General features: G+C 64.8%; 16 protein-coding genes. 6 read left to right on the top strand and 10 right to left on the bottom strand.

Annotated elements, in window-relative coordinates; translation table 11 throughout:
• Positions 1-3 precede the first annotated feature (3 nt).
• From XcyCFBP4188_RS07445 to XcyCFBP4188_RS07425, 4 genes are all read right to left on the bottom strand, one after another.
• Entirely contained in the window at positions 4-480 is a 477-nt protein-coding gene (locus tag XcyCFBP4188_RS07445; RefSeq protein ID WP_006449220.1) for a SixA phosphatase family protein, read from the bottom strand.
• Positions 481-494: 14 nt separating this feature from the next.
• Complete coding sequence (locus tag XcyCFBP4188_RS07440; protein WP_006449221.1) at positions 495-1,127, bottom strand: ParA family protein; 633 nt, start codon at positions 1,125-1,127, stop codon at positions 495-497.
• 331 nt (positions 1,128-1,458) lie between these two features.
• Positions 1,459-2,376, bottom strand: coding sequence for an AEC family transporter (locus tag XcyCFBP4188_RS07435; RefSeq protein WP_006449222.1), 918 nt, complete (start codon positions 2,374-2,376; stop codon positions 1,459-1,461).
• 618 nt (positions 2,377-2,994) lie between these two features.
• The gene (locus XcyCFBP4188_RS07425) at positions 2,995-3,633 is read right to left on the bottom strand and encodes a tetratricopeptide repeat protein (protein ID WP_006453198.1); all 639 of its coding nucleotides are present in this window, start codon (positions 3,631-3,633) and stop codon (positions 2,995-2,997) included.
• 163 nt (positions 3,634-3,796) lie between these two features.
• Here XcyCFBP4188_RS07425 and XcyCFBP4188_RS07420 point away from each other — a divergent pair, with 163 nt between their 5' ends.
• The 3 genes from XcyCFBP4188_RS07420 to XcyCFBP4188_RS07410 all read left to right on the top strand — a co-directional run bounded on the left by XcyCFBP4188_RS07420 (position 3,797) and on the right by XcyCFBP4188_RS07410 (position 9,521).
• The gene (locus XcyCFBP4188_RS07420; protein ID WP_104591869.1) at positions 3,797-7,504 is read left to right on the top strand and encodes an indolepyruvate ferredoxin oxidoreductase family protein; all 3,708 of its coding nucleotides are present in this window, start codon (positions 3,797-3,799) and stop codon (positions 7,502-7,504) included.
• 125 nt (positions 7,505-7,629) lie between these two features.
• Entirely contained in the window at positions 7,630-8,247 is a 618-nt protein-coding gene (locus XcyCFBP4188_RS07415; RefSeq protein ID WP_052303540.1) for a type II toxin-antitoxin system Y4mF family antitoxin, read from the top strand.
• 14 nt (positions 8,248-8,261) lie between these two features.
• Positions 8,262-9,521 (top strand): type II toxin-antitoxin system HipA family toxin, encoded by a 1,260-nt coding sequence (locus tag XcyCFBP4188_RS07410; RefSeq protein WP_233397276.1) that lies wholly within the window; start codon positions 8,262-8,264, stop codon positions 9,519-9,521.
• A 57-nt stretch (positions 9,522-9,578) separates the two neighbouring features.
• Here XcyCFBP4188_RS07410 and egtD read toward each other — a convergent pair whose 3' ends face one another.
• Positions 9,579-10,565 (bottom strand): L-histidine N(alpha)-methyltransferase, encoded by a 987-nt coding sequence (gene egtD, locus XcyCFBP4188_RS07405; protein ID WP_104591867.1) that lies wholly within the window; start codon positions 10,563-10,565, stop codon positions 9,579-9,581.
• Complete coding sequence (gene egtB, locus XcyCFBP4188_RS07400) at positions 10,562-11,851, bottom strand: ergothioneine biosynthesis protein EgtB (RefSeq protein WP_167393512.1); 1,290 nt, start codon at positions 11,849-11,851, stop codon at positions 10,562-10,564. The genes egtD and egtB overlap by 4 nt, the downstream gene beginning before the upstream one ends.
• Positions 11,852-11,916: 65 nt before the next feature.
• Here egtB and XcyCFBP4188_RS07395 point away from each other — a divergent pair, with 65 nt between their 5' ends.
• Positions 11,917-13,098, top strand: a complete 1,182-nt coding sequence (locus XcyCFBP4188_RS07395) for an aminotransferase class V-fold PLP-dependent enzyme (protein WP_006453192.1) — start codon at positions 11,917-11,919, stop codon at positions 13,096-13,098.
• Between the two features lie 26 nt (positions 13,099-13,124).
• Here the strand turns inward: XcyCFBP4188_RS07395 and XcyCFBP4188_RS07390 are convergent, their stop codons facing one another.
• From XcyCFBP4188_RS07390 to XcyCFBP4188_RS07375, 4 genes are all read right to left on the bottom strand, one after another.
• On the bottom strand, positions 13,125-14,597 hold the full coding sequence (locus tag XcyCFBP4188_RS07390; RefSeq protein WP_046932428.1) for an ABC transporter permease/substrate-binding protein: 1,473 nt from the start codon (positions 14,595-14,597) through the stop codon (positions 13,125-13,127).
• Positions 14,594-15,331 (bottom strand): ATP-binding cassette domain-containing protein, encoded by a 738-nt coding sequence (locus tag XcyCFBP4188_RS07385; RefSeq protein WP_006453190.1) that lies wholly within the window; start codon positions 15,329-15,331, stop codon positions 14,594-14,596. The genes XcyCFBP4188_RS07390 and XcyCFBP4188_RS07385 overlap by 4 nt, the downstream gene beginning before the upstream one ends.
• A gap of 60 nt (positions 15,332-15,391) precedes the next feature.
• Positions 15,392-15,715, bottom strand: coding sequence for an EF-hand domain-containing protein (locus XcyCFBP4188_RS07380; protein ID WP_233397275.1), 324 nt, complete (start codon positions 15,713-15,715; stop codon positions 15,392-15,394).
• A 61-nt stretch (positions 15,716-15,776) separates the two neighbouring features.
• Entirely contained in the window at positions 15,777-16,982 is a 1,206-nt protein-coding gene (locus XcyCFBP4188_RS07375; protein ID WP_104591896.1) for a DesA family fatty acid desaturase, read from the bottom strand.
• A 151-nt stretch (positions 16,983-17,133) separates the two neighbouring features.
• On the opposite strand from XcyCFBP4188_RS07375, the gene XcyCFBP4188_RS07370 reads away from it, so the two are divergent.
• Both XcyCFBP4188_RS07370 and XcyCFBP4188_RS07365 read left to right on the top strand, forming a co-directional pair.
• The gene (locus XcyCFBP4188_RS07370; RefSeq protein WP_006453187.1) at positions 17,134-17,967 is read left to right on the top strand and encodes an ABC transporter ATP-binding protein; all 834 of its coding nucleotides are present in this window, start codon (positions 17,134-17,136) and stop codon (positions 17,965-17,967) included.
• 400 nt (positions 17,968-18,367) lie between these two features.
• Positions 18,368-19,405 (top strand): patatin-like phospholipase family protein, encoded by a 1,038-nt coding sequence (locus XcyCFBP4188_RS07365; RefSeq protein ID WP_006449047.1) that lies wholly within the window; start codon positions 18,368-18,370, stop codon positions 19,403-19,405.
• The last annotated feature ends 175 nt before the right edge of the window (positions 19,406-19,580 follow it).

Here is a 19,580-nt window from a genome sequence, read left to right as displayed (position 1 = left end):
GGATCAAGGCCACCAGAAGGCGATCAGGCGGGCGATCCCCGGTTCGATGGCGGCCTCCAGCGGCAGCGCCAGCAGGGCGATCGCGGCGGTGGGCATGCCACGGTAGTCGCCGGTCTGGCCGCTGTGCATCAGCGCTGCCAACCGCTCCAGCCCGGGGTTGTGGCCCACCAGCAGCAAGCGCTCGGCGTCGCGGTGTTCGTCCACCAGGCTGGCCAGGGTGCCGGGCGTCGCTTCGTAGATGCGCTCGTCCAGGCGTTGTTCGATATAGCCGGTGAGCTCCAATACCGCTTCCAGCGTCTCGCGGGCGCGCCGGGCCGGCGAGCACAGCACGCGGTCGGGCACCAGGCGCTGCTCGCGCAGCCAGCGGCCGGCCGATTCCGCCTCGGCAATGCCGTGCGGGGACAGCGGGCGGTCCAGATCGGCCTGGCCGGTATCGGCCGGCTCGGCGTGGGCGTGTCGCAACAAGATCAATTCGCGCATGGAAACTATCCGGTTTAGGCCTTCTTGAGCCACTTGAACAGCGGCTCCCAGTCCTGTTGATGGTCGCGCACCTGCGCCGAGCGGTAATCGAACAAGCTGCGCCCCAGCCCGGCCATGACCACGTAGGCCTGGGTGTCGCGCAGCTGGGTCACCAGCGGATACGGCCAGGTGCCGATCATCTCGGCGGCCTGCTGCGAGGTCTGGGTCCACGGACGGGCGCGATTGAGCACCAGGCCCACCGGCAATTTGCGCTGGTGCACGCGCGGCACCTTGGCCAGCGTGTTGAGAAAGCCCACCACCGCTTCGATATCCAGTGCCGAGGACAGCACCGGCACCACGATGGCATCGACGTGGTCCAGAAATCCGCTCAGGTCGTCGGCCATTGCCCCGGCCGGGGCATCGATGATCAGCTGATCGGTGCCATCGGGCACTGCGGCCTGCCAGTTGCGACGGCGGGTGGCGTCGATCGGCAGCACCGCACTTTCCAGACTGGCGCGACGCTGCGCCCAGCGCGTGGACGAGCCCTGCGGATCGGCATCTGCCAGCACGGTGCGCTGGCCCTGCAAGGCCGCATGTGCGGCCAGATTGGTGGCGATCGTGGTCTTGCCTACGCCGCCTTTGGAGCCGGCCACCAGGACTGTCTTCATGCACGCCTCGCTTCCGGGAGCAAGCCGGCAGCGTACACCGCGGCACGGTGAGGAAGTAGTCGAAAGACGTTAAACCGCTCGACTGCCAGCCTGGCGATCTTCCAATAGCCGTGATCCATGCTCGGAAAATCCCTGTGCAGCGCGCGTGCGCAGCAGCTTCTGCGCGACCTGCGCGCCTGCGTCATGACCTCGCGCGCTGTGGTGTCGATTGGCGGCTCTGAATGCAGCGCATTGTCATCGCAGTGCAGCATTGGCTGCGAGGCTAACGCAGGTGCGCGTTGAACCTGCGATGCGGCATTACCGCAGTGGCAGCGCGAGTTCGCGCCTGGCATCACGCCACCAGACGTGCCAGCAACCAGGCCCAGGCAGGCAAGGTCAGCAGCGACAGCAGGATGCTGTAGCCGACCATCGCTGCGGCCAGGCGCGGTGCCAGCCGATGCGAGATGGCCAATGCGGCGGCGGTGATCATGGTGGGCATGGCCGATTCGAGGACGTTGGTCTGCAACATCGCCCCATGCAAGCCGAGCGCCCAGGACAATGGCAGCGCCAGGACCGGCATCAACGCAAGTTTGAAGACCAGCCCCACTGCCAGCGGTTTTAACTCGTCCGCAGGCAAACGCAACTGCAGCGAAAAGCCGACCGCCAGCATCACCAGCGGCAGCATCGCATCGGCCAGACTCTTCAATCCCGAACCGATCCAGGTCGGCGGCTGCTCCGGCATCAACGTCAGTGCGAACAGCAGCGCCCACAGCGGCGGAAACCGCAGCACCCGCAGCAGGATCATCCGCGCGGTAGGCGGGGTGTCGCCGCTGTAGCGCGCCAGCACATACAACCCAAACGTGGACAGCAGCACGAAAGTACCGAACTGGTCGTAGACCACCGCATACGGCAGCGCGTGATCGCCGATCAACGCGCGCACCATCGGAAAGCCGATGAAGCTGGAGTTGGTGAAGACCACGCACATCAGCAGCGCAGCGTATTCCTCACGTTTGAATCCAAACACACGGCTGCAGCCCCACAGCAGCGGCACGATGATCGCGGTCAACACCCACGGCGTGGCGATCACCCCACCCAGCGAAGCATCCAGATGCAGGCGCGGCACATAGGTCAGCACCGAGGCCGGCAGGCAGATATACAACACGATGCGATTGAGCACGTCGGCGCTGTTGTCCGGCAGCACCCGCAAGCGGGCGAACAGCAGACCCAGCCCCAACATCGCCAGAATCAACGCAAATGCATCCACCGCCATGGCGTGATCGTGTCCGTTGGAAAGCGATGCACAGGATCGCATAGCGCGCAGCACAGGCATCGGCGGAGGGCTGGCTTGGCATCGCGCTAACCCGAAGCAGCGAGACTTCCATTGTTTGCCTATCCGAAACCAGTGTGTCGAGTGCGCGGCGTTCTCGCCGCTCGCGGGACACGCCGTGAACCCGTCCCTGGGGGCTCGGTGGCGGCATCCATGCCGCCACACGGTCCCGCAAGCGNAACCATGGACACCGACACTCTCGACTGGTCCTTGCCCGCTCACCGTCGCGGGACCTTACGCGGCATGGATGCCGCGTAAGAGCCTACACGGACGTACTTGCGGCGTGTCCCGCGATGGTGAGCGGGCAAGGGCCCTGCAACCAAGCCACAGATCCGCCGCTCTGCAACTGATCTCTCCACCTTCGACTCATGTCACCGGGTCTACGTTTCAAATCCTGGCGGTTTCGCTCGGTCGCCCAAAAAACCGGTACGTCGAATATGCGGCGCCCTCGCCTCATCAAGGCGTTGGTCGGTGGCTGGATGAAAAAGCCTGCCTATCGCGCAGATTCGGCTAATGCAGGGCATCGCGCTGCGGCGGTTAACTGCAGCGCGATGCCAAGACTTACGGAAACGCCGGCGGGTTCGCCTGCCACGCAGCGAAGACCTCGGCCAGGCTGGCACGCTCTGCTTCGCGCCAGTCCGGCAGCAGGCTGGCGTAGTTGGCGGTGCTGCTCCAGCGTTCAGGCCAGGTGCGCACGGCGGCGGCATACCACTCGACCGCTTCCTGCTTACGCCCGGCACGCCACAGCGCCAGCGCAGCGGTCGTGGGCAGCCATTGCGGCGTGGCCGGACGGCCGTTGGCCAGGTTGGCCCACAGCTGCAAGGCCTTGTCGGCCTTGTCGGCACGCAACAGATCCCAGCCGTAGTTCCAGGTGATAGCGCGATATTGCTGGCTACCACTGGAAACCAGGCCCAACGCCCCCTGGTAGAGCTCGTCGCCTAACTGGGTGCGCCCACCGGCATAGGCCAGCGAGGCCAGTTGCGCGCGCGGTTCGGCGGCACGTGCGTCACGCTGCACCATCGCGGCCAGACGGTCGACCACCGCATCGCCCTGCCCCTGCACGGCGACCACGGCTTTCGTGGTGCCGCGGTCTTCGTCGAAATAGAACTCCTTGGGCTTGGGCAGGCTCTGCGCTTGCGCCAACGACCACACACTCCCGAGCAGGGCCAACGCAATGGCCCATGCGAACTTCGTTCTCACTGGTTTTTCCCCTTGCGACACACGACAAACCCCAACCCTGTCCCATCCTAACCTCAGTGTCGCTGCGATGCACACCTGGTGTCCCAGGCATGTGAATAGCGGCTGTTACAATTGTTAGGCCGTTTTGGAGCCCTGGGTTCCAGCCACCCTTTCCGGGCAAGCCATGACCAGTACTGCTGCACTCTCTTCCCCCGACTCTGCCAACACGCCGGAGCTCGGCCAGGTGGATGCGGATTACACGCTGGAGCACAAGTACACGCGCGCCGATGGCCGCATCTACTTGTCAGGCGTGCAGGCGCTGGTGCGGCTGCCGTTGATGCAACGCCTGCGCGATGACGCCGCCGGCCTTGCGACTGCCGGCTTCATCAGCGGCTATCGCGGCAGCCCGCTGGGCGGTTTCGATCTGGAGCTGTGGCGCGCGCGCAAGCATCTGGACGCGGCCAAGGTGACCTTCACCCCCGGCCTCAACGAGGACCTGGCCGCCACCATGGTCTGGGGCACCCAGCAGACCAATCTGTTCCCCGTTGCCAAGGTGCAGGGCGTGTACGGCATGTGGTACGGCAAAGGCCCGGGCGTAGACCGCAGCGGCGACGTGTTCAAGCACGGCAACGCCGCCGGAACTTCGCCATATGGCGGCGTGCTGGCGCTGGCCGCCGACGACCATGCCTGCCGCAGCTCGACGCTGCCGCACGGTTCGGAAGAAGAATTCGTCAGCGCGATGATGCCGATCCTCAACCCGGCCGGGGTGCAGGACATCCTGGACATGGGCCTGCTCGGCTGGGCGATGAGCCGCTATACCGGGCGCTGGATCGGCTTCAAGACCATTGCCGAGACGGTGGAGTCTTCCGCGTCAGTGGATGTGGATCCGTTCGCACGCACGATCGTGCTGCCAGAGGACTTCGCGTTGCCGCCAGGGGGTTTAAGCATCCGCTGGCCGGACCCGCCGGTGGATCAGGAAATGCGTCTGCACCGCTACGCGATCGCCGCCGCGCAGGCATTTGCGCGCGCCAACCGGATCGACAAGGTGGTGCTGGATTCGCCACATGCACGGCTGGGCATCGTCACTACCGGCAAGAGCTATCTCGATGTGCTGCAGGCGCTGGAATACCTGGGTCTGGATGCGCAGGCGTGCGCGCAGATCGGCATCCGCGTGTACAAGGTCGGCATGACCTGGCCGCTGGAGCCGGTGGGCATCAGCGCGTTTGCGCAAGGGCTCGAAGACATCCTGGTGGTGGAGGAGAAGAAAGCCTTCATCGAGCGCCAGATGAAGGAACTGTTCTACAACTGGCCGGCCAGCGCCGGTGCGCGGCCGAGCATCGTCGGCAAATACGACGAGCACGGCGCGTGGATCCTGCCCTCCACCGGCGAGCTGACCCCGGCCACGATTGCCGCGGTGATCGGCAAGCGTATCCAGCGCTTTGCGCTGCCATCCAGCGCGATGACCGACTCGATCGAACAGCGGCTGCGCTGGATGGACAGCAAGGAAGCCGAAATGGCCTTGCCGCGCGCGCTGTTTCCGCGCGTGCCGCATTACTGCTCCGGCTGCCCGCACAACACCTCCACGGCGGTGCCGGAAGGCTCGCGTGCGCTGGGCGGCATCGGTTGCCATTACATGGTGACCTGGATGAACCGCTCTACCGACACCTTCACCCACATGGGCGGCGAAGGCGTGACTTGGTCGGGGCAGGCACCGTTTACCGACACGCCGCACGTGTTCCAGAACCTGGGCGATGGCACGTATTTCCATAGCGGCTCATTGGCGATCCGCCAGTCGGTCGCCACCGGCGTCAACATCACCTACAAGATCCTCTACAACGATGCGGTCGCCATGACCGGCGGCCAGCCGGTGGACGGCACCCTCACCGTGCCGGACATCGCGCATCAACTGCGCGCCGAAGGCATCCACGCCATTGCGGTGGTCAGCGACGACATCGGCAAGTGGACGCGGCGGCGCGATCTGTTCCCCGCCGATGTCGCCTTTCATGACCGTGGCGAACTGGATGCGGTTCAGCAGCAGTTGCGCATGGTCAAGGGTGTGTCGATCCTGATCTTCGATCAGACCTGCGCTACCGAAAAGCGCCGCCGTCGCAAGCGCGGCAAGTTGGTCGACCCACCCAAGCGCGTCATGATCAATTCGCTGGTCTGCGAAGGTTGCGGCGATTGCGGCGAAAAGAGCTTCTGCGTGTCGGTGCTGCCTAAGGAAACCGAATTCGGGCGCAAGCGGCAGATCGATCAATCCAACTGCAACAAGGATTATTCCTGCGTGTCGGGCTTTTGCCCGAGCTTTGTCACCGTGCATGGCGGCAAGCCGCGCAAGGGCAAAAAACGCGATGCCACCGCGCTGTTCGACACGCTGCCCGCGCCGCCACAACGCACCACACTGGAACAACCGTGGAATATCCTGATCACCGGCGTCGGCGGCACCGGCGTGGTGACCATCGGTGCGTTGCTTGGCATGGCCGGGCATCTGGAAGGCAAGGGCGCCACGGTGCTGGATCAGACCGGCCTGGCACAGAAGGGCGGCGCGGTGACCACACATATCCGCATTGCGCGCCAGCCCGGCGATATCCACGCGGTACGCATCGCTGCCGGCGAAGCGGATCTGGTGCTGGGCTGCGACATGGTGGTGGTCAACGATTACTGGGCCTTGTCCAAGGTGCGCGATGGCCGTACCCAGGTGGTGCTCAATACCTACGAAGCCATGCCGGGCAACTTCACCACCCAGCCGGATCTGCAATTCCCCGCCGCCGAGATCATCGCCGGCGTGCGTACCGCATTGGGCGGCCAGGAGCCGTTACTGCTGGATGCCACGCAACTGGCCACCGCGCTGCTGGGCGATGCGATCGCCAGCAACCTGTTCGTGCTCGGCTACGCTTGGCAACACGGGCTGGTGCCGGTGTCGCATGCGGCGCTGATGCGCGCGATCGAGCTCAACGGTGCGGCTGTGGCGATGAATCAGCAGGCGTTCGCGTGGGGGCGATTGGCCGCGGTCGATCTGCCGGCAGTGCGGCGCGCTGCGGGTTTGCCGAGCATGGGCGACTCGGCCATCGCGCATGGCGAGGTGCCGCAAGCGCGTGCGCCCGGCAGTTGGGAAGAGCACGATCTCAGCGGTCAGAGCGCGCCACGTGCGTTGGCGCAAAGCACGGGCAATACGCTGCATGGCGATGTCGATGCGCCGACGCATCCGCTTGACGACGAGCAGCTGGCGCAGTCGCTGGATGAAGCCATCGCGCGCCGCGTCGGCTTTCTGACCGATTATCAGGATGCCGCCTACGCGCAGCGCTATCGCGCCCTGGTCGAACGCGTACGCACGCACGAGGCGCAACGTGCGCCCGGCAGCAGCGCATTGAGCGAAGCGGTCGCGCGTTATGCCTTCAAGCTGATGGCCTACAAGGACGAATACGAAGTGGCGCGGCTGTACACGCGCGGCGACTTCCAGCGCCGGCTGCAACAACAATTCGAAGGCGACTACACGCTGCGCTTCCATCTGGCGCCGCCGTTGCTGGCAAAGAAGGACGCGCACGGCAACCTGATCAAGCGCGAGTACGGGCCGTGGATGTTCAACGCCTTCAAGCTGCTGGCGCGGTTGAAGTTCCTGCGTGGCGGCACGTTCGATGTGTTCGGCTACAGCGCCGAGCGGCGTGGCGAACGCCAACTGATCACCGATTACGTTGCAACGGTAGAGACGCTGCTGGAACGCCTGGATGCCGACAACGTCGGCCTGGCCGCACAGATCGCCAGCATCCCCGAGCACATCCGCGGCTATGGTCATATCAAGCACGCGCATCTACACGAGGCCAAGGCACGCGAAGCCGCGCTGCTGGCGCAGTGGCGCAATCCCAAGGCGCTGCATGTGGTGCAGGCGGCTTGATGTCGCCGAACGGTTACATCGCGAATATGTAACCGAACGAACTTATTCGCCATCACAGCGCGCTCCAGGGGCTTAAGGTGTTGCAAATCCCAAGCCGAATGTAAGCGAACGGCGACATTGAATCCATGTCGCCGATCGCTTACATTCAGACCATGGACACTGTGCGTACCCCTGCCGACATCGGCAATGTTATCCGCGCCACTCGCAAGAGCCGGGGCTGGGATCAGGCACGTCTGGCCAATGAAATCGGCGCGAGTCGGCAGTGGATCGTCGATATCGAGAAAGGCAAGCCACGCGCCGAGCTGCAACTAATCCTGCGCGCGCTGCAGGTGCTGGGCCTTGAGCTGCTGCTTGCCCCGGGTGGCGCCGATGCTCGACATCGTCTTCCACCCGAGCGCGCAGCCATGCCATCGATCAACCTGGATGACATCGTCGAACGCAATCGCACCCAGCGTCCGCTCAGTTCGCTTTACGCGTTGAAGAACGTGGGCAAGCCGAATGCATTCCATGTCCTGGAACCTTCGCAAAGCGCTGGGCTGGTAACTCGTTCTGCCGCGCACGCCGCGCAGCTGGAAGTGCATCCAGCGCGCGATGCCGTGTCGCGCAAATCGCAGCAGCCGTCTGCAGAGGCAGCAGAGACTGATGCGGCGAATTCACAAAACGCTCGTGCACCAGACATCGGTAGCAAGATCACACCTGCCACACCAAAAGCGCAATCAATCAGCAAGAAGAAGACCAAGTGAAGCTGATTGCACTGATGGGCAGCCAAGTGCTCGGCCAGTTGGATGCCGACGCTACTGGCCGTGCGCGATTTGCTTACGACCCTGCCTGGCGAGCGTCGGCGAATGCGATACCGCTTTCGTTGAACCTTCCGCTCAGCCGGGAGCATCACCCAACCGATGCGGTCAACGCGGTGGTCTGGGGCTTGCTGCCCGACAATGAAACCACCTTGCAACGCTGGGCATCCAGATTTCAGGTCTCGCCGCGCAACCCGTTGGCGCTGTTGTCGCATGTTGGCGAGGACTGTGCCGGTGCGGTGCAATTCGTCACTCCAGCCCGGCTTGAGGACGTCATGTCCGGCGCCAACGACAGCATCGAGCCTCTCACCGAGAGCGCGTTGGAAATGCGCCTGCGCAGGCTGCGCCAGGATGTCGGTGCAGCACGCCAGATCGACGACGTCGGTCAATTCAGCCTGGCCGGCGCGCAGGCCAAGATTGCCTTGCTGCACGACGGACAGCAGTGGGCCATCCCGGCCGGACGCATTCCAACCACGCATATCCTCAAACCGCCCAGCGGCGAATACGACGGCTTCGTCGAGAACGAACTGTTTTGCCTGCGCCTTGCGCGCAAGATCGGCCTGTCGACTGCAGCGGGCCAGGCGCTGAGGTTTGGCGATGAGACGGCCATCTGTGTCGAGCGCTATGACCGCATCGCAACCCAGGGCACGCTGCTGCGCATCCATCAGGAAGACTTCTGCCAGGCATTGGGAGTGATGCCGCAGATCAAGTATCAACACCAGGGTGGCCCGGGACCAACCGAGATCGCGCAGCTGCTGTGGATGCATTCCTCGCACGCGCGGCAAGACGTCGAAAGCCTGTTTCAGGCCTTGATCTTCAATTACCTGATCGGCGGCACCGATGCGCATGCGAAGAACTATTCGTTGTTGCTTGGCCAGGCGGGACAAGTGCGACTGGCGCCGCTGTACGACATCTCCAGTGCCCTGCCTTATCCGCATCTGCAACAGCGCAAGATCAAGCTGGCGATGAAGATCGGCGGCCACTATCGCTGGTGGGATGTCCGTTCAAGCGATTGGCAACAGCTTGCGCTGCAGATGCGCCTGGAGGCATCGGCTTGCCTCGCCTGGATGCGCCTGGCTGCCAATCAGCTGCCGGACCACGCGCAGGATCTTGCTGCCGAACTTCGAAGCGAAGGCATCGAGCATCCAATTCTGGACACGCTGGTGGACGCAATCCACGCCGCATGTCAGCGGGCGCTCAAACTGCTGCAATCAGTTTGAGGCACCGACACGGCCACCACGTCGCCAAGCACCGATAACATTCGAGAAAGCAGCCGGTTACAACGGACGCAACAAGCGCAGCCCAAACCAGTCCTTCGCATCGTTCCAGCCGTGCGTGACTTTTAACCCGGCGGCGGCGGCAAGCTCGGCGAAACGGGCGTCGGTGTATTTATAGCTGTATTCGACCTGCATCGCCTCGCCTTCGGCAAAGTTGAAGTCCTTGCCGCCCACGTGCACCTGCTGGGCGCGTTGACTGATCAGAAACGTCTCGATGCGACCGCGTTCGCGTGCATACACCGCATGGTGACGGAAGCCCTCCAGATCGAAATCGCTGCCAATCTCGCGGTTGAGCCGCGCCAGCAGATTCAAGGTGAATTCGGCAGTGACGCCAGCGGCATCGTTATAGGCAGCCTCGATCAGCCCGGCATCCTTGTCGAGATCGATCCCGATCAATGCGCAACCATCGCTGCCCATGGTCTGGCGCATCGCATCCATCAACTCGATGGCGGCGGCGTCGGTGAAATTGCCCAGCGTGGAACCGGGGAAGAACACCAGATGCCGACGCGCCGGACGCTGCGCATCGGGCAACCGCAGCGGTTTGGTGAAGTCGGTGCACACCGGCAGCATCTGGATCTGCGGAAATTGCTGGGCCAGCCGCGCGGTGCTGTCGAGCAAGGCGCTGCGCGAGATTTCCAGCGGGGTATAGGCCACCACATCGCGCAGGCCCTGCAGCAGCAACTCGGTCTTGCGGCCACTGCCGCTGCCGTATTCGACCACATGCACCTCCGGGCCGATCGCCTGCGCGATCGCCGGCATGCTGGCTTCCAGCAGACGCAATTCGGTGCCGGTGAGGTAGTACTCCGGCTGCTGGGTGATGGCTTCGAACAACTGCGAACCGCGCGCGTCGTAAAAGTACTTGGACGGCAGCGTCTTGGGCGTCTGGGCCAGACCCGCCAGCGCATCGGCGGTGATGTCGTCCGGTTGCGGTTGCAGATCGGTCAGCGCGGCGTGGGCGCGTTGGGTGGCGTGAGCGGCGGCGTTCAAGGCAGATCCTTGGCAAGGCGCACGCCGGCAAACTGCCAACGCGCATCGGATGGGAAAAAGTTGCGGTAACTGGCGCGGATATGGCTGGCAGGTGTGGCACAACTGCCACCGCGCAGCACCCATTGCGCATTCATGAATTTGCCGTTGTATTCGCCCAGCGATCCGGGCCACGGCGTAAAGCCTGGATACGGCAAATACGCGCTGCCGGTCCATTCCCAGACATCGCCGAACAACTGCTGCAGGCCGGTATCCACCGCTTCGGCGCCGCGTGGATGCAGCGCGTCGGTATCGACAAAGTTGCCTTGCACCGGCACACCGGTCGCGGCTTGCTCCCACTCGGTTTCGGTGGGCAGACGCGCGCCGGCCCAACGTGCGAAGGCATCGGCTTCGAAGAGACTCAGATGACACACCGGTGCATGCGCATCGCGCACACGCCAGCCATCAAGCGTGAACTCGCGTCCATCTGCATCCCAGTACAACGGACGCTGCCAGCCCTGCGCCTGCACCATCGCCCAGCCATCGCTGAGCCAGGCGCCGACGCTGCGGTAACCACCGGCGTCGATGAATTCCTGAAATTCGGCATTGCTGACCACGCGATGCGCCAGCGCATGCGCGCCGACCAGAACACGGTGACGCGGCGATTCGTTGTCGTAGGCAAACGCTTCGGATTGCGGCCACGCGGCTGCACCGATCTCCACGATCTGCTCGTCGCGCGCATGCCAGCGCAGCGTGCTGGCAATGGCGGCGGGCGGTGTGGGCGCATCGCGATAGGCCGGCTGCAACGGATTGCTCCACAGCGCATGCTTGATGTCGGTGAGCAGCAACTCCTGATGCTGCTGCTCATGCTGGATCCCGAGTTGCACGATGGTGCAGGCCTGGGCGTCTAATTGCCCGTCGCGCAAGCGCTGCTGCATCTGTGCATCGACCGCAGCGCGGTAGTCGCGCACCTGTTGCAACGAGGGCCGCGACAACACACCGCGACGCGCGCGCGCATGCATCGGGCCGACGCTTTGGTAGTAGCTGTTGAACAAGAAATCCCAGGCCGGATCGAACACGCGATACGCAGGATCTGTCTGCAACACGAAGCGTTCGAAGAACCAGGTGGTATGCGCCAGATGCCATTTGCTGGGGCTGGCGTCGGGCATGCTCTGCACCATCGCGTCTTCGGCGCTCAGCGGTGCGGCGAGGCGATCGCTCAACGCGCGGGTCTGCGCGAAGCGTTCCAGCAGGGTCAGCTGCTGTTGCTGGTGGTCGACCAGCACGGGGGAGAGTGCAGACATGGGCATATGCTTGAGGAGCGGCCGTGAACGCGCCGTGTCGGCAGCGTGGCAGCCAGCGGTAAGCTGTGATCATGTCCACGTCTTCCCTGTCCAGCCTGCTCCCCGCCCCCATCGACTGGGCACATCGGCAGCAGGCATTCGCGTTACCTATCGACATCACGTATCTGGATGCCGCCTCGCGCGGACCGCTGTTGCGCGCCGTGCAAACGGTGGCACATCAGGCCCTCGACGCGATGGCCACACCCTGGCAGCTGCCGTTCGATGCGTGGCTGCACGACATCGAATGTTTGCGCGCGCTTGCCGCTGGCTTGTTCGACCACGACACCGATGGCGTGGCGATGCTGCCCTCGGCCGCGCATGGGCTGGCCACTGCCGCACGCAACCTGCCGCTGCAACGCGGCGAAGCGGTGTTGCTGCTGGAGGGACAATTCCCGTCCAACTTGCTGATCTGGCAACGGCGCTGTGTGGAAGTCGGTGCGCATATCGTGGCGGTGCCGACGACCAGCGGCGACGCACTCACCGATGCGGTATTGCAGGCGATTGCCGACACCCCTGCGTTACGCATCGTGACGCTGCCGCATGCGTACTGGCTGGATGGTCGGCAACTGGACCTGGACCGGATCAGCGCAGCGGTGCATGCACGCGGGGCGGCGCTGGTGCTGGATCTGAGCCAGAGCCTGGGCGTGCTGCCGACCGATCTGCCGCGCTGGCAACCGGATTTTGTGGTCAGCGTCGGCCACAAATGGCTGCTCGGGCCGATGGGACTGGCTTGGCTGTGGGTGGCACCGCATTGGCGTGCGCACGGCGTGCCGATCGAAGAACACTGGATCGGCCGCGATGCCGGCAGTAGTTGGGAATTTCCGGTTGCAGAGGCGCCGGACTATCGCAGCGGTGCACGACGGTTCGATGCCGGCGGCGTTGCCGATCCCTTGCGGATCGCGATGGCGACGGTGGCAGTGCAGCAAGTCACCGCATGGCAACCGGCACGCATTGGGCAGGCGCTTGATGCGCTCACTGCGCAGTGGGATGCGGCCTTGCACGCACGTGGTCTGGGCGGCTGGTCCACGCCTGGGCATGCACCGCATCTCACGGCCTTGCAGCCGCCAGCAGATCAGCTGGATGCAGTGGCGGCAACGTTCAGCAAATTTGGGGCGATCTGCACCCGGCGGCACGGGCGTTTGCGTATCGCACCGCACATGAGCGTCACCGAGGATGCGCTTTCACGCTTGATTGCAGCGCTGCCAGATGGATGAGGCGGTACGCCAGCGCTCCTACGCGCTCAACCGCGCTGGCTGAGCCGCAACCCACGCGGCGTGACCCAGCGCTCCAGGCCTTCGAACGCCGCCTGCACCAGCAGTGCAAGCACCGCCGCGGGAATCGCGCCTTCCAGAATCAAGCCGATGTCGTCCAGGCGAATACCGGTGAGGATCGGCTGGCCGTAACCGCCAGCACCGATCAATGCGCCCAGCGTGGCGGTGCCGACATTGATCACCGCTGCGGTCTGGATGCCGGCCACGATCGTGCGACGCGCCAACGGCAACTCCACGCGCCATAAGCGCGTCCACGCCGGCAACCCGATCGCCTGAGCGGTCTGGCGCAGCTCGCGCGGGATCGAGGTCAGCCCGGCGTGGGTGTTGCGCACGATCGGCAGCAGGCTGTAGAGAAACAACGCGGCAATCGCCGGTTTGGCGCCGATGCCGAACAGCGGAATCATGAAGACGAACACCGCCAGCGATGGCAGCGTCTGCAACACGCCGGTCAACGACAGCACCACCTGACCGAGCCGTGGCCGCCGCGCCGCCAGCACACCCAGCGGCAACGCAATCACCAACGCAAAGCCCAACGAGATGCCGACCAGGGCCAGATGTTCGCGCGTGTGCCGCAGCAGGCGCTTAATAAGCGAATCGGCTTCGGATGCAGGCGTGACACCCAGCCATTGCGCGGCCACCGCCGCCTCGGACTGACGCTCCAGCTTCACCTGCGCGTTGAGCCGCTGCATGGTCGCCTCGTCGATGCGGCCTTGCAGCCCCTGCAATGTCTTCAGCATCGCCGGTGCGCGTTGCGCCAGGTCCTTGCGATACAGAAACACGGCCTGGTACTCGGGGAAATACCGGCGGTCGTCGCGCAGCACCTGCAACTGGTAATACGGAATTTCCGCATCGGTGCTGTACAGATCGGTGACTTCGATCGCCCCGCTCTGCAGCGCGCGATAGGCCAGATCGTGATCCAGCCCGGTCGCGGTCTGCGGCAATGCATACGCGGCGCGTATGCCAGGCCAGCCATCGGCGCGTTGCATGAATTCGTTGCTCAGACCGATGGTGAGCGAAGGATGCCGGGCCAGATCCGACATCGTCGCGATACCGAGCGCCTGCGCGCGTTCGGCACGCATGCCGAAGGCATAGGTGTTCTGGAAGCCGAGCGAGTCGGTCATCGCCAGTCCGCGTGCGTCCAGTGCGGCGCGCAGTTCGGCCTGGCTGGCCTTGGGCAACTGCAGCAGCTCCTGCGCCAACGTGCCGGTGTATTCGGCATAGGCATCGATCTGCCCGGTCTCCAGCGCGCGCCACAGGATGCGCGTGCCACCGAGCTGCGCGCGGTGCTGCACGTCCACACCATCGCGCTGGCCGGCCGCAGTGGCAATCTCGCCCAGGATCACTGCCTCGGTGAAGTTCTTCGAGCCGATCGTCACCTGCGCGGCCTGCGCGCCGGCACTGCAGACCAGCAGACACAGTGCGAGTAACACGCGCGCAATCATGCGGCCTCGCCGATGCTGCGTTGCGCAGTGAGAAAGCGTTGCACGAACGGATCGGCCGGATGTTCGAGCAAGCTGCGTGCACTGCCCTGCTGCACCACGCGGCCGGCGCGCATCAGCACCAGGGTGTCGGCCAGATACGCCGCTTCGGCCACGTCATGCGTCACCAGCACCACGGTCTTGCCGAGCTGGGCGAACAGTTCACGCATCTGCGCTTGCAGGTCGTAGCGCACGATGGGGTCGAGTGCGCCGAGCGGTTCGTCCAGCAGCAAGGCAGGTGGATCCAGCATCAAGGCGCGGATCAAGCCCACGCGCTGGCGCTGTCCGCCGGACAGCTCGGCCGGGTAGCGCTTCAATAATTCAGGCGGCAACTGGCACAGCGCGCACAAGATCTCCAGGCGCTCATCGATGCGTTGCCGCGTCCAGCCCAGCGTCTGCGCCAGCAACACCACATTGCTGCGCGCATCCAGATGCGGAAACAACCCGCCTTCCTGGATCACATAACCGATGCGTTGCCGCTGCGCCTGCAGGCTGGCGCGTTGCAGCGGCGTGCCGTCGAAGGCCACCATGCCGCTGTCGGGCCATTCCAGCCCCACCAGCATGCGCAGCACGGTGGACTTGCCCGCGCCACTGGGGCCGATCAAGGCGGTGGTGATCCCGCTGGCGAATGTCAGCGTGACTGCATCGAGGGCAATGGCCTGGCCGTAGCGGCGGCTGACCTGGTCGAGAGTGAACATGTGCGCGAGCTTGCCGGGCCTGGCGTCAGGCGAGCGCGAAGGCAAGCGTGCCGGCGCACATCACCGCGGCGGCGCCAGCAAATCGCGCGCGCTCAGAGAGCCATCGCCGTTGGCATCCTGCCGCGCGAAGCGCTCGATCAGCGTGGCGCGATGGGCCGCGCGGGTGATCGGCTTGCCGCGACGACCCGGCAGTTCATCGCCCTGCAGCACGCCGTCGTGATCCAGGTCGCGCTGATCGAAGGCGTAGCTCATCCAGGCCAGATATTCGTCACGGCTGACACGTCCGTCGCCGTCGGTATCCATGCGCTGCAGATATTGCTGGCTGTCCTGCACCTGGGCCTGCGCCACAACCGCCGGAATGCACACACCACACGCCATCAGCATGCTGCGCACGATCGAACCATGCGATCCACGCGCGCGCGCATCAGCACGCATACCACCGCGCTTAAGAGCCACTCAGCGCATAACCCTTCAGCCGCGCCGCATACGCCTGCAAGGCGGCATTGCCGCTGGCTTCGGCCTCATGACACCACTGCTGCAAGTGCTTGAGCCGTTCGGATGCATCATGGCTGCGCGCTTCCAGCACGGCGGTCAAACGCGCGCGGTACTCGACCAGCGTGCGCATGCGCGGGCGCTCGGCCACCCAGCGCTGCAACTGTTCGCGCGCTTCGGGCTTGAGCCAGCGCCCGTCGTCGACCAGGCCCTTGCGCAGGCGCCGCGGCAGCAACTGCCGCAACTTGGCGCCGGTGGCGGCAGCTTCTTCGCGCAATGCCGGCTTGAGCACGTTGCGATGGTAGTCGGTCTTGGCCTGAAAGCGATGCGACAGCAATGCCTTGAGTGTGTCGGCATCGGGCACGGCGATGTTGGGGCGGATATCCAGCGACGGCGCCACGCGCAGCACCTTGGCCAGGCCCAAGGCCTGCAAACCGCGAATGGCGACCCAGCCGATATCCAGCTCCCAGCGCCGCATCGAAAACCGCGCCGAGCTCGGGAACGCATGATGATTGTTGTGCAGTTCTTCGCCACCGATCCACAGCGCCCACGGCGTGAGGTTGGTGGAAGTGTCGGCGGATTCGAAATTGCGATAGCCCCACCAATGGCCAAGGCCGTTGACCACACCGGCGGCCCAGAACGGGATCCACGCCATCTGGATCGCCCACAACGCAATGCCCGGCAGACCGAACAACACCGCGTTGATGACCAGCAACGCGATCGGGCCGGCATTGGCATGCGGGGTGTACAGGTGACGCTCGATCCAGTCGGTGGGTGCGCCCTTGCCGTACTGCTCGATATCGGCACGCTGCGCGCGCGCTTCGCGGTACAGCTCCACGCCGCGCCAGAACACCTGGCGGATGCCCTTGGTCTGCGGGCTGTGCGGGTCTTCTTCGGTCTCCACCTTGGCGTGATGCTTGCGATGGATCGCCACCCATTCACGGGTGATCATCGAGGTGGTCAGCCAGGTCCAGAAACGGAAGACGTGCGCAACGAGCGGATGAAAATCCACACCCCGGTGCGCCTGGCTGCGATGCAGGTACAAGGTCACCGCAAAGATGGTGAGCTGGGTGAACACCAGCAGCACCGCCAGCATGCCCCACACGCCCAACCCGGCCACGCCGGAGGTCAGGAAGTCGATGATCGGATCGGACAACATCGGCAGTTCCACAGCGGCGCCATCTCTTTGGTCGATGCAGACATGATGGGGGCGATGGCGGCAAACTTCACCCTTCGGATGCGTAGGGTGCGCCCTGCATTCCTAAAGCGGTTCACACGTCTCCTTTCCTCACCTGGTTGATGTCATCCGTATGACTGTTGCTGCCGATTCTGCCGTTGAACATGCCGTCCCGTTAATCGAACTCGACCAGGCCAGCGTGATGCGCGGGCAGGTGCGCGTGCTGCATGCCTTGAGCCTGCGCATCGCGCTCGGGCAGCACACCGCCATCTTGGGGCCCAATGGCTGCGGCAAATCCTCCTTCATCAAACTGATCACGCGCGAGCTGTATCCGCTGGTGCGTGCCGACGGCCAGCCGGCGATGAAAGTGCTGGGCCAGACGCGCTGGCAAGTGGATCGTTTGCGCTCGCAGCTGGGCATCGTCACCGGCGATCTGAGCGTCAACCTGGCCGACATGCCGGGGCTGGATGTGGAAAGCGCGGTGCTGTCCGGCTTCTTCGCCAGCTACGTGGTGCCGCCGCATCGCGACGTCAGCGACGACATGCGTGCGCGGGCACGTGAGGCGCTTGCATTGGCGCGCGCACTGCCGCTGCTGGATCGGCAATTTGCCGAGTTGTCGGCCGGCGAAACCCGCCGCGTGCTGATCGCCCGTGCGCTGGTCAACCGGCCGCAAGCGCTGCTGCTGGACGAGCCGTCCACCGGTCTGGATCTGGTCGCGCGGCAACACCTGCTCGACACCATGCGTCACCTCGCCCAGCAAGGCATCACACTAGTGCTGGTGACCCACCACATCGAAGAAATCGTGCCGGAGATCGCGCGGGTGATCCTGCTACGCGCCGGCAGCGTGGTGGCCGATGGCACGCGCGATGCGCTGCTCGCCGACGCCAGCCTGTCGGCGGTGTTCGACGGCCCGGTGCGGGTGCAGCGCGACGGCGAGCGTTATTGGGCGACGGTTGGGGAAGGCTGAGTTGCGGGCACGTGTGGGCTTGGCTAGGGACATGTATCGGGGAGACGTGCTCGAATCTTCATGAGATCAAGCCCCTCTCCTTGCGGGAGAGGGGTTGGGGAGAGGGTACGGGGCGAAGCCACACTTGGAACGAGATGACACGAGCTTCGCACGTACCCTCATCCGCCCCTGCGGGGCACCTTCTCCCGTGGGGAGAAGGAACAGTCAAGCCCCTCTCCCGTCGGGAGAGGGGTTGGGGTGAGGGTACGGGGCGAAGCCGCACTTGGAACGAGATGGCACGAGGCTTCGCACGTACCCTCATCCGCTCCTGCGGAGCACCTTCTCCCGTCGGGAGAAGGAACAGCGGTTGATCGCGCGACGCGTGTATTCTCCCTCGCCATCCATCCAACATCCCGTCGCCATGACCGCGCTCCGCCGCCCACGCTTTCTCGCCCTGATGTCGTTGCTCGGCCTGCTTTCGGCCTGCGGCGGTGAACCGCGTCCTGCCATGCCGGCACCTGTCGTGCAGGCGCCCTCTGCCAGCACTGCCAAGCCGGTGAAGATCGGCGTGGCGCTCGGTGGCGGTGCGGCCAAGGGCTTTGCGCATATCGGCGTGATCAAGATGCTCGAGGCCAACGGCTTTGCGCCGGTGGTGGTGTCGGGCACCAGCGCCGGCAGCGTGGTCGGCGCGTTGTATGCCAGCGGCATGGATGCGTTCCAGATGCAGGAAAAAGCCGTTGCGCTCGACCAGACCAGCATCCGCGATGTGCGGATCTTCTCCGGCGGCCTGGTGCAGGGCCAGAAGCTGCAGGACTACGTCAACGAGCAGCTCGGCGGCAAGCCGATCGACAAGTTGCGCAAGCCGTTCGCGGCGGTCGCCACGCGGCTGGAAGACGGCGAACGCACCGTGTTCGTGCGCGGCAATGCCGGCCAGGCAGTGCGCGCGTCCAGCAGCATTCCCGGCGTGTTCGAGCCGGTGACCATCGGGCAATACCACTATGTGGACGGCGGCGTGGTCAGCCCGGTGCCGGTGGATGCCGCGCGCCAGCTCGGCGCCGAATTCGTGGTGGCGGTGGACATCTCCAGCAAGGCCAGCGGCAAAAATCCTGGCGATCTGCTGGGCACCGTCAACCAGTCGATCTCGATCATGGGCCAGCGCCTGGGCGAGGCCGAACTCAAGCGTGCCGATGTGGTGATCCGCCCCAAGGTCAGCGACATCGGCTCGGCCGATTTCAACCAGCGTGGCGCGGCCATCCTGGAAGGCGAGCGCGCCGCGATGGCGGCGATGCCGCAGATCCGCGCCAAGATCGCGCAGTTGCAGGCGCAGCGCAGCAGCGCTACCCGGACGGCTGCCGATCAGGCTGCCGCAGCGAAAGCGGAAGCGTATCGGCGTTGTCTGGAAGAGCGCTCGCGTTGGGAGAAATTGCGCGGCAAGGAAGAGGCCTGCGTGGCGCCGTGATGTGGCTGCAGTGAGGCGCGCTGTCGCGTCTGATGTGCGCGCAACCGCGCGTTTTTCGATGCGCGCGTTTCAAAGCTGATGCGTTGGGCGTCTGCGTTGTTAGATGCCTTGTGTTGACGCACTGAGCATGTCCCGGAACGGGGTCGCGGCCGAGGCAGCTCCTACAGCTGCGCAG

It is taken from the genome of Xanthomonas hortorum pv. cynarae (assembly GCF_002939985.1).
Taxonomy (GTDB): domain Bacteria; phylum Pseudomonadota; class Gammaproteobacteria; order Xanthomonadales; family Xanthomonadaceae; genus Xanthomonas; species Xanthomonas hortorum_D.
This window is presented reverse-complemented; position numbering and strand designations above follow the sequence as displayed.

Excerpts from the sequence above, each read along its gene's own strand:
- XcyCFBP4188_RS07420 (WP_104591869.1), top strand. The coding sequence starts at position 3,797 with ATGACCAGTACTGCTGCACTCTCTTCCCCCGACTCTGCCAACACGCCG.
- XcyCFBP4188_RS07395 (WP_006453192.1), top strand. The coding sequence starts at position 11,917 with ATGTCCACGTCTTCCCTGTCCAGCCTGCTCCCCGCCCCCATCGACTGG.
- XcyCFBP4188_RS07380 (WP_233397275.1), bottom strand. The coding sequence starts at position 15,715 with ATGCTGATGGCGTGTGGTGTGTGCATTCCGGCGGTTGTGGCGCAGGCC.
- egtB (WP_167393512.1), bottom strand. The coding sequence starts at position 11,851 with ATGCCCATGTCTGCACTCTCCCCCGTGCTGGTCGACCACCAGCAACAG.
- XcyCFBP4188_RS07370 (WP_006453187.1), top strand. The coding sequence starts at position 17,134 with ATGACTGTTGCTGCCGATTCTGCCGTTGAACATGCCGTCCCGTTAATC.
- XcyCFBP4188_RS07415 (WP_052303540.1), top strand. The coding sequence starts at position 7,630 with ATGTCGCCGATCGCTTACATTCAGACCATGGACACTGTGCGTACCCCT.
- XcyCFBP4188_RS07435 (WP_006449222.1), bottom strand. The coding sequence starts at position 2,376 with ATGGCGGTGGATGCATTTGCGTTGATTCTGGCGATGTTGGGGCTGGGT.
- XcyCFBP4188_RS07410 (WP_233397276.1), top strand. The coding sequence starts at position 8,262 with ATGGGCAGCCAAGTGCTCGGCCAGTTGGATGCCGACGCTACTGGCCGT.
- XcyCFBP4188_RS07390 (WP_046932428.1), bottom strand. The coding sequence starts at position 14,597 with ATGATTGCGCGCGTGTTACTCGCACTGTGTCTGCTGGTCTGCAGTGCC.
- XcyCFBP4188_RS07445 (WP_006449220.1), bottom strand. The coding sequence starts at position 480 with ATGCGCGAATTGATCTTGTTGCGACACGCCCACGCCGAGCCGGCCGAT.
- XcyCFBP4188_RS07385 (WP_006453190.1), bottom strand. The coding sequence starts at position 15,331 with ATGTTCACTCTCGACCAGGTCAGCCGCCGCTACGGCCAGGCCATTGCC.
- XcyCFBP4188_RS07440 (WP_006449221.1), bottom strand. The coding sequence starts at position 1,127 with ATGAAGACAGTCCTGGTGGCCGGCTCCAAAGGCGGCGTAGGCAAGACC.
- XcyCFBP4188_RS07365 (WP_006449047.1), top strand. The coding sequence starts at position 18,368 with ATGACCGCGCTCCGCCGCCCACGCTTTCTCGCCCTGATGTCGTTGCTC.
- XcyCFBP4188_RS07375 (WP_104591896.1), bottom strand. The coding sequence starts at position 16,982 with ATGTTGTCCGATCCGATCATCGACTTCCTGACCTCCGGCGTGGCCGGG.